The sequence below is a fragment of the Roseovarius arcticus genome (assembly GCF_006125015.1).
GTDB lineage: Bacteria > Pseudomonadota > Alphaproteobacteria > Rhodobacterales > Rhodobacteraceae > Roseovarius > Roseovarius arcticus.
The window spans coordinates 4038250-4051150 of the sequence record NZ_SZZN01000001.1 but is presented as its reverse complement, the minus strand read 5'-3'; the positions used below and the strand labels follow the sequence as shown (position 1 = coordinate 4051150).

Annotated in this window: 12 protein-coding genes; 3 read left to right on the top strand and 9 right to left on the bottom strand. The window is 58.7% G+C overall.

The genetic code is table 11. The features are described from left to right. From MK6180000_RS19380 to MK6180000_RS19365, 4 genes are all read right to left on the bottom strand, one after another. Positions 1-666, bottom strand: a complete 666-nt coding sequence (locus tag MK6180000_RS19380) for a MarC family protein (protein WP_138936227.1) — start codon at positions 664-666, stop codon at positions 1-3. Positions 667-785: 119 nt separating this feature from the next. Then, positions 786-1007, bottom strand: a complete 222-nt coding sequence (locus MK6180000_RS19375; RefSeq protein WP_138936226.1) for a hypothetical protein — start codon at positions 1005-1007, stop codon at positions 786-788. Then, on the bottom strand, positions 976-1941 hold the full coding sequence (locus MK6180000_RS19370; RefSeq protein WP_138936225.1) for a YHYH protein: 966 nt from the start codon (positions 1939-1941) through the stop codon (positions 976-978). The genes MK6180000_RS19375 and MK6180000_RS19370 overlap by 32 nt, the downstream gene beginning before the upstream one ends. A 10-nt stretch (positions 1942-1951) precedes the next feature. Further along, on the bottom strand, positions 1952-2416 hold the full coding sequence (locus MK6180000_RS19365) for a MarR family winged helix-turn-helix transcriptional regulator (protein WP_138936224.1): 465 nt from the start codon (positions 2414-2416) through the stop codon (positions 1952-1954). 69 nt (positions 2417-2485) lie between these two features. On the opposite strand from MK6180000_RS19365, the gene MK6180000_RS19360 reads away from it, so the two are divergent. Further along, positions 2486-3508 carry a YHYH protein gene (locus tag MK6180000_RS19360; protein WP_138936223.1) on the top strand — a complete coding sequence of 341 codons (1023 nt, stop codon included), beginning with the start codon at positions 2486-2488 and terminating at the stop codon, positions 3506-3508. A 292-nt stretch (positions 3509-3800) separates the two neighbouring features. Here the strand turns inward: MK6180000_RS19360 and MK6180000_RS19355 are convergent, their stop codons facing one another. The 5 genes from MK6180000_RS19355 to MK6180000_RS19335 form a co-directional block, all read right to left on the bottom strand. Next, positions 3801-4472: a hypothetical protein gene (locus MK6180000_RS19355; protein ID WP_246040580.1), complete on the bottom strand. Its 672-nt coding sequence runs from the start codon at positions 4470-4472 to the stop codon at positions 3801-3803. A gap of 227 nt (positions 4473-4699) precedes the next feature. Beyond that, positions 4700-7834, bottom strand: a complete 3135-nt coding sequence (locus MK6180000_RS19350; protein ID WP_138936222.1) for an efflux RND transporter permease subunit — start codon at positions 7832-7834, stop codon at positions 4700-4702. Further along, positions 7831-9066: an efflux RND transporter periplasmic adaptor subunit gene (locus tag MK6180000_RS19345; protein WP_138936221.1), complete on the bottom strand. Its 1236-nt coding sequence runs from the start codon at positions 9064-9066 to the stop codon at positions 7831-7833. The genes MK6180000_RS19350 and MK6180000_RS19345 overlap by 4 nt, the downstream gene beginning before the upstream one ends. A 61-nt stretch (positions 9067-9127) precedes the next feature. Then, positions 9128-9694 (bottom strand): cytochrome b, encoded by a 567-nt coding sequence (locus MK6180000_RS19340; protein ID WP_138936220.1) that lies wholly within the window; start codon positions 9692-9694, stop codon positions 9128-9130. A 139-nt stretch (positions 9695-9833) separates the two neighbouring features. Next, positions 9834-10349 (bottom strand): EF-hand domain-containing protein, encoded by a 516-nt coding sequence (locus tag MK6180000_RS19335; RefSeq protein WP_138936219.1) that lies wholly within the window; start codon positions 10347-10349, stop codon positions 9834-9836. A gap of 240 nt (positions 10350-10589) precedes the next feature. Between MK6180000_RS19335 and MK6180000_RS19330 the strand changes: the two genes are divergently transcribed. Together MK6180000_RS19330 and MK6180000_RS19325 are read left to right on the top strand one after the other, a co-directional pair. Continuing rightward, positions 10590-11312: a response regulator gene (locus MK6180000_RS19330; protein WP_138936218.1), complete on the top strand. Its 723-nt coding sequence runs from the start codon at positions 10590-10592 to the stop codon at positions 11310-11312. Next, entirely contained in the window at positions 11309-12667 is a 1359-nt protein-coding gene (locus MK6180000_RS19325) for an ATP-binding protein (RefSeq protein WP_138936217.1), read from the top strand. Before MK6180000_RS19330 ends, MK6180000_RS19325 begins: the two co-directional genes overlap by 4 nt. Positions 12668-12901: the final 234 nt, after the last annotated feature.

Below are 12901 nucleotides of genomic sequence, written 5' to 3'. Positions count from 1 at the left end.
TTATTCCGGCACCTCAGTCAGCGTGCTTTCCACCGTCGGAGGCGCAACATCGAGCACTCCAAGCGCGTCAAGCCCGCCCAAAATCGCGTCGACGGCAATAGTGGCAAGGACGATTCCCATGACGCGGCTGATCACGCTTGCGCCCGTGTTTCCGATCACCCGGTGAATGAATGTCGCCACTAGTAAAAGCATCAGCGTAAAGGCCATTACCAAGATCAAAAGTCCCGCTGTGACGGTCTGTTCGGCGATGGATTCGGTATGATTGTCTGTCAAAATCACGATGACCAGCATGGCGCCCGGCGAGGCGATAGAAGGCATGGCAAGCGGGAACACGGCACCAGCGAGGTGGTCCCGCCCCGCCTCCTCGATTTCGCGCGTAGGCTTAGAATCGCCAAAGATCATGGTCATCGCAAAAATAAACAGGATGACGCCGCCAGCGATCTGGAACGAGCCAAGGCGCAGGCCCAGCGTTTCCAGCAGAAGTTGCCCACCAGCGAGGAACGCAAGCAGCACGAGGGTGGCAATGGCGACAGCGCGCAAAGCAAAGCGGCGATGTAGGCGGGTCGGTACATTTTGAACGGCAAACAGGAAAACCGGGATCGACCCCACCGGGTCTATGACCACGAGAAGCGTGACCAATTCTTTGGTAAGTGCGGTCCAATCCATGTTGCGCAGTTTTTCCTTTTTGAGATCAGAAACGGTCGTGCACCGCCGCCTTAGTGCAGTACGCAGAATCCTTTGCTCATTTTCGCCGTGACGGAGGCATTGTCAAACGTTCGAGGCCCTCAATTTGGCGGTGGCGGCAGGGCCGCGCGAAGATCCTCTTCCTCGATCTCCAATGCAGCCGCGACGGCAGCAAGATCCGCGCGCGGCCCGCCCGCCTGTGCCATCGCCTGCATCAGCGCATCGGCCGAAATGCCCAAAGCTGCCGCCGCATCCTCAAAACCGGGCGGCAATGATCCGGCGTCGTTCCCGTCAGGATGGCCCTGCCCCAGCACCCGCTGCACCGATGCCCTGCGCCGCAGTGGTCGAAAAATTGCCTTGCGCAGAAACCCCCACCAGACAGGCGGGCAGGTTCGGGAAGGTCGCCGTCGCATGGTAGTGATAGATTGCGCTGTCATCTGCTGTCGGCCTGATATGGCCGTTGCACTGGTCAAGGTCGTCAGGGACCGTGCCGCCGACATCCGTGCTGCCATACATCGCGAAGCCGTCAAAGGCGTATCCGAACATCGCGCTTGCGTCCTGCGTCAGCGCGCAGTCGGCTGCGACGCCCTCTGCCTTGAACACAGTTCCTATATCTGTCGAGGTCGCATGCCAGTGATACCATCCGCCCGGATCAATATGGCCGCCGCAGACGTCTAGCGCGGGCATGTGCCCAGTCTGCTGGATCGACGGCGCATCGGCAAAGATCGGCACGCCGTCGAGGGCCACGCCCACCTTGGCAACAGTGCCGAGATTTGTGACCGTCTTGGCCATCACGGGCTCAATGGGAACCAGCATTGTGATCTCAACACTCTCATCAGCAGTGACGTTGATACACGCGTGATCGTCCTCGGGCGGCGTAGACGCATTGTCGACAACATGGACCGTACCGTCCGCATCAAAAAAGCGGTAGCCGAGGCTGTCGAGCATCATCAGGAATTCGCGATTTATGCGGTAAAGCCCGGCATCATCGCCAGTCCAGTCCCAGACACCGCCTTCGTCGTCCAGCGTCGCCGGGCAGAATGGCCCGACGTTCAACCCCTCAGGAAGATAGCCTACTTTAAGCTGGTAACACTGGGTCTGCACTCCATTCTCCAAGGTGCAGTCCACCACCTCAGGCGCTTCGACAAAGGCTGCCTTGGCGAAGTGCGAAACATCCGAATGGGCGCTGGCGAGGCCGGGCTTCAATAAGGCAGATGCAAGTATCAGCCGCGCCAAGGGATGGGTCAGGTGTGACATCGGGTACCTTTCAAAGTGAGGTTTTAAGTCCGGGCGATACAGCTCCGGGCATGCGGCCGCCTAGCCCGTCCCGCAACTCGCGTGTGAGAATAGCGAGTGCTGCTGCTTTATCCGCGCCAAGCCGCTCTTCGATCATCCGGTCGACGTCTTGCCACGCCAAATGGATTGCGGACAGAAGGCTTTGGCCCCGCGCGGTCAGCTTCAACACATTGCTGCGGGCCTCCTCGGGATCAGTTTCGCGCGAGATTAAGCCCGCTGCGATCAACCGGACCGTCATCGTACTCATGCTGGCCGGCGTGATATGAAAGGCCCGCGCAAGATCGACCTGCGACGCGGTACCCATTCGGCCCAAAGCGTCGAGCACGCGCGCCTGCCTCGGCCGCACGTCTAAGTCTGCGAGGCGGCGGCGAAGATGCTCTTCGACGAGGTCGCCAGCGTGCAGAAGGAAGTGAAAGCTAAATTGGTCATGTTGCATAATAATAGTTAGTATGTTAACAAACAAAGAAACTCAAGCCTAATCATCACCTGAAATGGAGAGCCACACATGAGCAACTTGTATTGCCACCGCATCCTGCCCTCGGCCCTTATTGCGCTTCTCTCCTCGGGCTCTGCCAGCTTTGCGCACGATGAGGGCAGTCTTGCCGAGAGGATCGAACAGTTCTTTGTCGGTGCCGATTTGGTTTCAGGCCCAAAGGTCGTTGACTGCACTCTGTCCGGCGGAACCGAGACCAGCTGCTTTTCGATCACGGTAAAGGCAGCCCCGCAAAGCTATACGCCCGGCCCTTGGTGCCCCACCAATATCGCTGACAGTGCAGAGGCGGGCGGTATTTGGCTGCGGGACGGCGAAGTGCATGACGTGGACGGCGCATTTATCGCCAACCTTGCAGAGTTCTATGGCGACTCGGAGTGGCAGTTGTTTGACAAAGATACGGGCGATATCCGTTTCACTGGATCGCTGGAGGCCTGCCAGGCCGCTGCGCGCCCTGATGTCGATCCAGCCTACCAAAACTACTGCGTTCAGTGTCTGCCCGAATATATGCCAGACGACGCGACCATAACTTATGTGATCCCCGTAGAGCCGCAGCCTGTTCGCCGGTCACAGCCCACGAACTTTGCTGGGTCAGGCGTGGCCTATAACGGAATCAGGCTGGACGGCCCCGCGCCGCTTGACGCTATCCTTGCTGCGCATACCATCGCCCCCTTTGACGATTGCGGCGGCCATGTTAACCCGCATGTCGGCTATCACTACCATGCCGTCACCGACTGTCTGGCGCCCTCCCCCGCCACCTTTGGGCCGGTCCACGGCGCAACTGCGCTAGAGCATGGCACGCAGATCGGGATCGCCATGGACGGATTTCAGATATTCTCTAACCTAATGGCATCCGGGGCGGCCCCCGCCGATTTGGATAGCTGCAACGGCCATGACGGCGAGGATTTCGCCTATCATTATCACGCAGGGACGGCAGGCTCGAACGCAATTTTGGGATGCCTCAAAGCCGAAGCAGGCTGCACATTGGACGATGAGAACGCCGTCTGCGATGCCTCGGTACGCCCGCCGCGTCCCTGACTGCGCGCCTAAGGTGGACGCCTCTCGGTTTTGCCAAAACGCGAAATAGGGGATTCCGCCTGCGCGATGGGCGAGACTTTTGTCGACCCGGTCATACTGTGGGCGGCGTCCAGCAATGGGTACTATGGCGTCAATGCGACAATCACCCATCTCGTTCTCGCAACGCCGCCCTTTACGTGAAGCGGCGGCAGTGGCGGGACACCCATAACGGCTCCAAGTCCTGACATACTGCCTAGCTACGAAAAAACGGGCACACCTCTATGCGCCCGTCCTGTCATTCAGATATGACTTTTTAGTCTGTTGCGAAGCAGTAAAAGAGGCCCTCGCCGCCCGTGCCTTGCAGCGCCTCCATCCCGCATCCGCGCGAGGGGTGCGCAGAGTTCCATGCGGTTGGGTTATCGCCGCCACCGGTGCGGTCGTGGTGGCCGACCATCGCTGAGCCTTCTCCGCTTGTCGTCCAGTCCTCGCAGGCGTTGCCTTCGAGCATTCCGTCAAGGTTAGATCCAGTCAGAATGTCATGCCGGTTCGGCGTGTCGCCGCGACCGTTGATGACTTCACCTGTTTCAGAAACTGATGTTTCCTTAGTGAGGTTATTGTTTTCACTATGAAGATCATCAACGCTTTTTGCGACAGTGATGCCATTGGCGTTCATCCAAGGGCCTTCTCCGATCCGGTCGCGAGCGTTTTCAGCGCTGGATGACAGATATGCGGCCCAGGTTTTTCCGGTCACCCCTGCGGCCTCAGCAAGGGAGCTGCAATAAGCATCAGCACCTGCCAAGCCACCCAAATCAGCCCCGCTGCCGGGATTTGCGCTAGTGATGAAAAAGCTCATATCGGCATCTTGTGCCTGAGCAAGGGTTGCGCCTGTCAAAGATAGAGCGGCGGCGAGCATTACCTTGGTAATCATGGAATTGTTCCTCTGCTGATCAGTTTGTTCAACGTTTTGGCCATTGGGCAGATGCATCGCAGGCCGCGTTCAAGTCATCCGAATGGTAGATATGTTCTGCGCTTACGCATCCAGGAATTGTAGTCTAACCCGAAGCGTCAGCCATACTGTAAGAGACCAAATTGCGAGTTTGGTACGCCCTAGGATCGATCCAACCATTAAATTATGCGCGTAAAAAGTGTGCTCGTCTATGGCAATGACAAGATGCGCGTTCTGATTAGATACATGCGTTAACGATATTCTCACTAAGATATCGCGGTCGGCGGCAGCGACGACGGCTTCTCGGACAGAACCAGCGCTGCGGCGTTTTCACTGTTCAATCGCTTGGACGCCATGCCCGGCGCCGCGCCCCATACTGCAATCCAGCGGTAGAAGACCGGCGTCAAAAACAGAGTGAACACGGTGGCAAATCCAAGGCCGCCGACAATTACCCATCCGACGGCAATACGCGCCTCGGCCCCTGCGCCGGACGTCAGTATAAGGGGCAAGCCGCCAAATACGGTCGACACCATTGTCATCATCACGGGCCGGATGCGCAGGCGCAATGCGTCGCGGATGGCACTGTCGATGTCCTGTCCGGCCTCTCGCAACTGGTTTGCAAATTCAACAATCAGGATGCCGTTCTTGGCCATGACGCCAATTAGCATGACCAGTCCGATCTGGCTGTAGTAATTCAGCGATCCCCCCGTCAGTGAAATCGCTAGAAGCGCTGCGGCGAGGCCAAATGGAACCGTCAGCATAATGACGACCGCGCTGGCAATGCTTTCGAACTGGGCGGCCAGCACTAGAAAGACAACCATGAGAGCCACACCGAACACCATGTACATGGCCGTCTGGCCGTCGGTCAGGGTCGCAGCCTCACCGGTAAAGATGATACCCATACCGTCTGGCAGCGCGTCTGCGGCAATCGCCGTTAGCTGCGTCATCGCAGTACCCAAATCGACCCCCGTCCCAAGGTTGGCTTGAACCGACACGGCCAGTGATCCGCCCTGACGCTCAATCTCTGACTGGCTGACCACCGGCTCCAGCGTCGCTGCAGCAGAGAGCGGGATATAGGCACCATCAGGCAAGCGCAGAAAGATAGACTCCAGATCGGAGGGATCGTTGATCGGGGGTCCGCCCGGCACCACGTTAACCTCTGTTTCGGTGTCATTTTCAAACACGGTGACAGCGACATTGCCTTGGACCATGGCGCTCACTGTCCGGGCAATTTCGGCCTCAGTCAGGCCGAATGCGCGCGCCATGTCCGGGTCCACCCGCAGTTCGTATTGTGCCTGCACGCTGTCGTTAGAAAGCTGCGGATTGATGAATGCGCTATCGGCAGCCATCGCTGCCACCAGACTGTCAGCCGCATCAGTCATTGCCGCGACATCGGTGCCGGTGACCGCAAATTGCAGACCACGTCCCGCGCCCCGGATGTTAAGACTGTTCGTCGAGCGGGCATTAACCTGAACGCCAGGCACATCTGTCAGCAGGCGGCTGACATCTGCGATGATCTCTTGCTGGCTGCGGTCCCGCTCTGCCCAGTCGGGCAACCGCACGATGATAAAGGCGCTGGTGCCGCCGCCAACGCCGATAATGCTTTGGACGGCGTCGATGTCGCCATCTTCGCGGTAAGGCGTCAGGATGTCCTCTACCTGCTTGATCTGCGTTTCCAGATACTCAACGGTGGTATCGGACGCGCCTCGCGCTTGGATCAGAAAGAATCCCCGATCCTCATCCGGTGTAATGCTAGAGGAAAGCGTCGCAGCACCGCCCGCCGCAATAAGCGCAAAGCCGATCGCGACCGCCAGCACAATCACTGGCGCGCGGATTGCCCGGTCCATGATCGTGTCAAAACCCCGCGCGAAGGCCCCTTGCTTGTCTGGCGCCGAACTTTTGGCGTCAGGTTTGCCGGGATCAAGAAACGCGGCAAGCACCGGTGCCAGTGTCAGCGCTGTGATCGACGACAAGGTAACGGCAAATGCCAGAACAAATCCAAACTCGCTGAATACGCCGCCGGCCTGCCCCGGCAGAAACGAAATTGGAATGAAAACGGCAGCCAACGTCGCAGTGGTGGAAATGACGGCAAAGAAAACCTCGTTCGTACCGGCGGCAGCGGCGGCAAACGCCCCCATGCCCTCCTTACGCTTGCGCACGATATTCTCGATCACGACAATGGCGTCGTCGACAACCATACCTGTGGCCAACACCAGTGCCAGCAGGCTGATGGTGTTGACGGAGAATCCAGTTAGCCAAATCGCCGCAATAGTGCCAATCAGCGCCACGGGGATGGTGACCGCGGGGATCAGCGTCGCGCGCGGCGAGCGCAGGAAGGCAAAGATCACCGCGATGACGATCACCGTGGCCAGACCGATGGATTTGACCACCTCGTCGATTGACCCTTCGATGAATACGCCGTCGTCCGAGGTGATGATGATATCCACGCCAGCGGGCAACTCTGCACGCAGGTCTTCGACGGCAATGCGGACAGCCTTTGAGATATCCAGCGTGTTGCCGACCGACTGGCGACTGATATCCAGCCCAATAGCTGGCTGGCCATTGACGCGGGCAAAGACATCCCTGTCCTCCGGGACGACCTGCACGAGGGCCACATCGGACACGCGGGTTGTAGCATTGACGGGAATCTGGCCAACGCTATCAGCAGTCACCTCTGCATTGCCCACCCGCAGCGCCAAGGTCTGCGACGATGATTCCAGTTCACCTAGCGGAGTGTCATCGCGCAGGGCCGTCAATGCGTCCGAGACGTCAAATATTGTCAATCCGCGGCTGAGCAGCGATGGCATGTCGAGCGTGACACGAAACTCATTGGCCCGGTTGCCGCGCACCGTGACCTCGGCGATACCGTCGATAAGTGACAGGCGGTCATAAACCACACCCTCAGCCAGCTGTGTCATTTCGTCAAAGGTGGCATCACCCAGTATGGCCAGCCGAATGATGGCATCGGCGTTGCTGTCGCTTTTTGTTACGACCGGGTCGTCAATATCATCGGGAAGTTCGCGCAGCGTCGCGGACACGATTTCACGCGCCTCATTGGCGGCAATGTTGACATCGGTGCCTTCGGACAGGTCGATGGTGATGCGGCTTGAGCCAGTTGTGGAACTCGACTCGATATATGACAGCCCCTCAAGGGCACTCAGCGCGTCCTCCAGTACCTGCGTGACTTGTTGGTCGACGGTTGCCGGGACGGCGCCTTCGTAAGTGGTGCGGATCGAAAGGACTGGCTGGTCTACATCCGGCATTTCGCGCACGTCGACCGACGCAAGCGCGGCGAGGCCCGCGATCAGGATCAGCAGGTTGATGACAATGCCGAACAACGGGCGCGCGACAAAGAGGTTGGCAATGCCAGATTTGCGGCCCTGAGGTGCAGAGGTGCTCATGTCGGCTCCTCAGTCGCGGATGAAGGTTTCGGCTCGGCTTGTCCGACTTCTGGCGTCACGCCGCTGGGCTCCGCACCGGGCTCTTGGGCATTTGGCGCGCTCGCCGGGGCGTTCGCGGCCGTGATGCGTGATCCGGCGCGCAATTTCTGCGCGCCTTCCGTCACGACCAACGTGCCGACGGCGATATCCGCGTTGATCCACACCTGATCATTACGGCGAAACAGGATCGTCGCAGGGACCTGTTTGGCCACGCCGTCCTCATCGATCCAGACGCTTGATCCGCTGCGCGACCAGGTGATTGCGGTAGAGGGCAGTACTGCCAGCGGATCGCTTTCATGGATGATACGAACGGCAAATGTCATACCCGGCCACAGCAGGGCATCAGGGTTCTCGATACGCGCCTTGACTGTCACGCTGCGCGTCACGCTGTCGATGCGGCTATCAAAAGATACAATTCCCCCCTCGAAAATCTGCCCTGTAAATGTAGGCGTGCTTGCAAGGATGGTTTGCTCCTTCGACAGTAACCCGATGGACCGTTCCGGCAATTCGAATTCAATCAGCAACGCCTCGGAATCGTCGATGGTAACGACCACGCTGCCGACAGACAGGCGGTCGCCAACCTCCACATCGCTCAAATTCAATTTGCCCGAAATTGGTGCCCTGATTGTCCTGTCATCCAGCGCGGCGTCGGCCAGTCCTACATTCGCTTCTGCCAGCCGCTCGGCCACTTTTGCCTCTGACAATGCCACGGCAGTTACGGTGGAATTGCCGGTCCCCTGCAAACGCTCGTACCGCTCAACGGTGTCGCGGGCCTGATCAAGTTCGGCCTGTGCGATCTCGCGGTTGAGCACTTCGGTTCGTGCATCTAGCTGGACTAACATCTCACCAGCCGAAACCTGCCGGTTAGAAGAAAGGTTGATCTCAGTCACCTCACCTGAAACGTCTGCGATCACTTCGGCACTGTGCAACGCAGCGGCACTGCCAACCGCGCGCAGGATATCAGCATAGGGCTGCATTTCCAGCGGGGCCAACACCACAATCGTCGCTTTGCCCGCAGTCGGATTCCCAGCCCGACCGCCCGACTTAGGTCCGCCAGCGGTCGCGCCCGGCTCTTTGCCTCCATCAGCCTCAATGCCGAAGACGACCCCAAGAGATGCCGGAACACCAAACGCGATGAAATACGACCCCGCAAGTATCAGCGCTGCGACACTCAATGTGATGATCTTGCGCATCTGGTTATCCCTTAAGCTGTTCCACGTAGTTGTAGCGGCGTCTATTGGACACCCAGTAATCTTACGCTGATCGTTTGACCATGCGGCGCAATGTTGTGTCGCGGTCGATAAAATGATGTTTTAACGCGCCTCCGATATGAAGGATCAGCAGGCCGATTAACGCAAAGGCAGCGTATTGATGCACAAATCCTGCAGCATTGGTGACCCATTCGATCTTGTCCTGCCCGGGAATGACCAGCCCAAATACGCCGACATCGTGACCACCATATATCGACATCGCCAGTCCAGAGAGTGGCATAGCAAGCACTGCGGCGAGCAAAGCCCAATGGGTTATTTTGGACAAGGCCTCCTGCAGACGTGAAACAAGCGACGCACTCGTGGGAAATCCCTGGGCAACACGCCAGCCAACACGCCAGAGACCATAGCCAAGAACCAGCACGCCGATTGGTTTGTGCCAGTCCCAAATGACCGCCACAGTCTCGCGCTCGAACGGCCCATAGGCCATAATCAGGCCTGAGATGAGCATCCCGATCATCGCCGCCGCTATTACCCAATGATTGAGCCGCGAAACCAGTCCGTATGTCGTAGGGCCATCGCGGAGGGGCGCTGTATCTATCGTTTGTTCCATTTGCCGTCTCCACGTTGATGCGACCGCCCGCTTGAATTGCGCTCTTGTAGCCGTCCCCATCTTCTTTCGTTGTGGATGCGGCGGGGGCTAGTGTGCCCCCGCCGCGCCCTATTGAAGGTATTAGGTCGCCTCTGCGCCCTTAACCTTTGCGGCCGTGGCCCTTGCGATCTGCGCGGTCCAGCTTGCCGTCGTCATTGCGGTCCATCCGGTCAACCACATTTCCGAACTTTGCGTCCATTTCGGCCTGTGTCACCACGCCGTCGCCGTCCTCATCCAGTTTCTGGAAGGCATCAACCATACGGTCGCGCGTCAGTTCGACGTAGATTGTCTCGAACTCATCCAGCGAGATGTCGCCGTCGCCCGACGCGTCTGCATTTGCCACAGTCGCTGCGCGGAACGTGTCGATCTCCTCTTGCGTCACGGCGCGATCACCATTGGCGTCGACCTTTTTCATGATCTGGCGCATCATTCCGTGACCGCCGCGATCCCCGTGTCCCTTACGAAAGTTGGCACGAGTGGCGTCAGGCGCTTGCACGGATGTTTCTGCCTGAACAGGTGCCGTTTCACTCGCAGACTGCGCGGTGGCGACGGTCAGGCCCGACAAGAGGGCCGCTACGGCGATAAAGCTGCCGGGAAGAAGTTTGGAGTTCATCATGTCGTTTCCTTTCGGGTTTCAATGAGGCATCTGTCGCCTCGGTGAACATCACTTAGGGGTTATTGCGTCGAAAGGTTTGTCAGCGCCAATGCCGCTTTGTCGCTGTTTGTCGCAAGGGCGCGACCTGATACACCTTGCGACAATTGAAGTACGAAACAGGCTGTCAGTTAGTTGATTTTCTAGGGAAAGAAGGCGCTATTACGTAAAGCTGAGGCGCAAGACGCCTTGAGGAGAGACGCCATGACAGACCCGATCGCGCCCCAGATCCTTATCGTCGATGATGCCCGCGACATTCGCGAGCCACTTGGCCAATACCTGCGCAAGCAGGGCTTTCGGACGCGGCTTGCCGCGCATGCGGCCGAGGCGCGCGAGGTTCTGGCTGAGGCGTCCATACATCTAGTCGTGCTCGACATAATGATGCCAGGTGAGGACGGGTTAAGCCTGTGCCGTTGGCTCGTGGCCCATGACGGGCCGCCCGTGCTGTTGCTGACGGCCATGACCGACGAGACGGACCGCATTGTCGGGCTAGAGCTTGGGGCAGACGACTATCTCGTCAAACCCTTTAACCCGCGCGAGTTGCTAGCAAGGGTTCGCGCGATCCTGCGCCGCGCGCCGCCCGAAATAGCTGCACCGCCCAGCGGGCGGCGAATGTTTGCGGGCTGGGTTCATGACCCGGACGCGTTGAAGCTGCTGCACGATAATGGCAGCGTCGTCGAACTGACCACCGCCGAGAATCGCCTTTTGGGTATTTTCCTTGATCAACCGCGCACCGTGCTCAGCAGGTCGACCTTGCTTGACCTGACCGCCGGGCGCGAGGCAAAGGCCTATGACCGCGCCATCGACAACCAAATCAGCCGCTTGCGCCGCAAAATCGAAACTGACCCGAAGAGCCCTCAGATCCTCGTGACCGAATGGGGCGGCGGCTATAGGTTGGTGGCAGACGTGGCAGAGGCGAGTCGATGAATAGCCTCAAACGCCTGTTTCCCGATGCCTTGGCGGGCCGCGTCGTCCTATTGCTGGCGACCACGATCATCGTCGCAAACCTCATCGCGCTGGCTGTCCTCAACTTTCAGCAGCAACGTTTTGACCAGCAGGCCAGCGAAGACCGAGAGATTGAGCGGATCGCAGCGCTTATTCCAGCAATGGAAGCCGTGGATGCCCAAGTGCGGCGGGTGATTGCGCGAGACGCGTCTACCCGCTTTGCCCGTGTGCGGGTGGACGATGCCCCGTTGCTAACTGAAACCGCCACCGACAGCAGATCCCAATATATATCCCAGAGCCTTGCCGAAACGCTGGGCCGCAACGATGTGAGTGTTGCTATTATCGCCCGTCCTATTCAGGACAACGAACCTGATCGTCGTGCCCGCTATAGGACCGATAGCGTGATTGCCATTACGATGCCGCTAACCGCAAGAAACGGACAGGAAGAATGGCTGAACGTCGTGACCAGCGGTGTGTCCCCGCGGCCCGGCCGGGTTGATGGCAGGCCATTTCTCACCGTTCTGGTGTTGTCGCTGCTCGGCGTTCTTGGTGTTTCTATCGCTCTGGCACGCTACCTAACCAAGCCGCTGGGACAGCTTTCCCGCGCCGCAGAAGCTGCCGGGCGCGGTGATCGCACCGCGCGCGTTCCCGAAGAAGGCGCGCGCGAAATGCGCAAGGCTGCGCAGGCATTTAACGCCATGCAGGCCGAAATCTCGCAGTTTGACGAGGAACGTGTGCGCATGCTTGCCGCCGTGGGCCATGATCTGCGCACACCGATGACCAGCCTGCGCATCCGCGCCGAAATGCTCGATGACGAGGAGCAACGCGATGCTATGGTCCGCACGCTCGAAGAGATGACTGTGATGGCCGACGGCCTTGTCAGCTATGCAAAGGAGGGGCAGGATTCTGAGAAGATGGTGCTGATTGATCTCGGCCCATTACTTACACAGATTTGCAAGGATCGAAGTGCAAACTGTAGCACCGATCAGAATGTTCAGGTGACGGGCCGCCGCGTCGGCCTTGGCCGGGCCATTGGCAACCTGATCGACAACGCCAAGCGGTATGGCGATGACGCGACCGTCACGTTGGAGCAAGACAAGCGGCAGGCGATCATCACGATCAACGACAATGGGCCCGGCATTCCGCATGATCGGCTGGATGCCATGTTCCAACCATTCACGCGCGGCGACGACAGCCGCAGCCTAGATACCGGCGGCGCCGGACTTGGTCTTTCCATCGCGCGAACAATCGTTGTCGCGCATGGCGGCCAACTCACGCTTGAAAATCGCGCGGCAGGTGGGTTGCGGGCAGTGGTGACGCTGCCGATGGATCGATAATATGTTTAGCAGATTAGGGCCCAGTCACAGTGATGAACCCTGGCCTGATCGACGAAGACGACGGATCGTTTGTCAGTGCGATCGGTGAGACACATCTTCGTCGGAAAATACTTTGAGCGGTATGTTAACTGCACCCTTCTGGCGGTCGACCGCGCCCGTCAAAGTTCGGCACGTCACCCCTGGGCGGCCCATAGCCTTCGTGCATCATGCCTCCACATTTCATTGTAACAGTAT

Coding starts and splice junctions, on each gene's coding strand:
- MK6180000_RS19380 (WP_138936227.1), bottom strand. CDS start 666: ATGGATTGGACCGCACTTACCAAAGAATTGGTCACGCTTCTCGTGGTC.
- MK6180000_RS19370 (WP_138936225.1), bottom strand. CDS start 1,941: ATGTCACACCTGACCCATCCCTTGGCGCGGCTGATACTTGCATCTGCC.
- MK6180000_RS19365 (WP_138936224.1), bottom strand. CDS start 2,416: ATGCAACATGACCAATTTAGCTTTCACTTCCTTCTGCACGCTGGCGAC.
- MK6180000_RS19360 (WP_138936223.1), top strand. CDS start 2,486: ATGAGCAACTTGTATTGCCACCGCATCCTGCCCTCGGCCCTTATTGCG.
- MK6180000_RS19355 (WP_246040580.1), bottom strand. CDS start 4,472: ATGCATCTGCCCAATGGCCAAAACGTTGAACAAACTGATCAGCAGAGG.
- MK6180000_RS19350 (WP_138936222.1), bottom strand. CDS start 7,834: ATGAGCACCTCTGCACCTCAGGGCCGCAAATCTGGCATTGCCAACCTC.
- MK6180000_RS19345 (WP_138936221.1), bottom strand. CDS start 9,066: ATGCGCAAGATCATCACATTGAGTGTCGCAGCGCTGATACTTGCGGGG.
- MK6180000_RS19340 (WP_138936220.1), bottom strand. CDS start 9,694: ATGGAACAAACGATAGATACAGCGCCCCTCCGCGATGGCCCTACGACA.
- MK6180000_RS19335 (WP_138936219.1), bottom strand. CDS start 10,349: ATGATGAACTCCAAACTTCTTCCCGGCAGCTTTATCGCCGTAGCGGCC.
- MK6180000_RS19330 (WP_138936218.1), top strand. CDS start 10,590: ATGACAGACCCGATCGCGCCCCAGATCCTTATCGTCGATGATGCCCGC.
- MK6180000_RS19325 (WP_138936217.1), top strand. CDS start 11,309: ATGAATAGCCTCAAACGCCTGTTTCCCGATGCCTTGGCGGGCCGCGTC.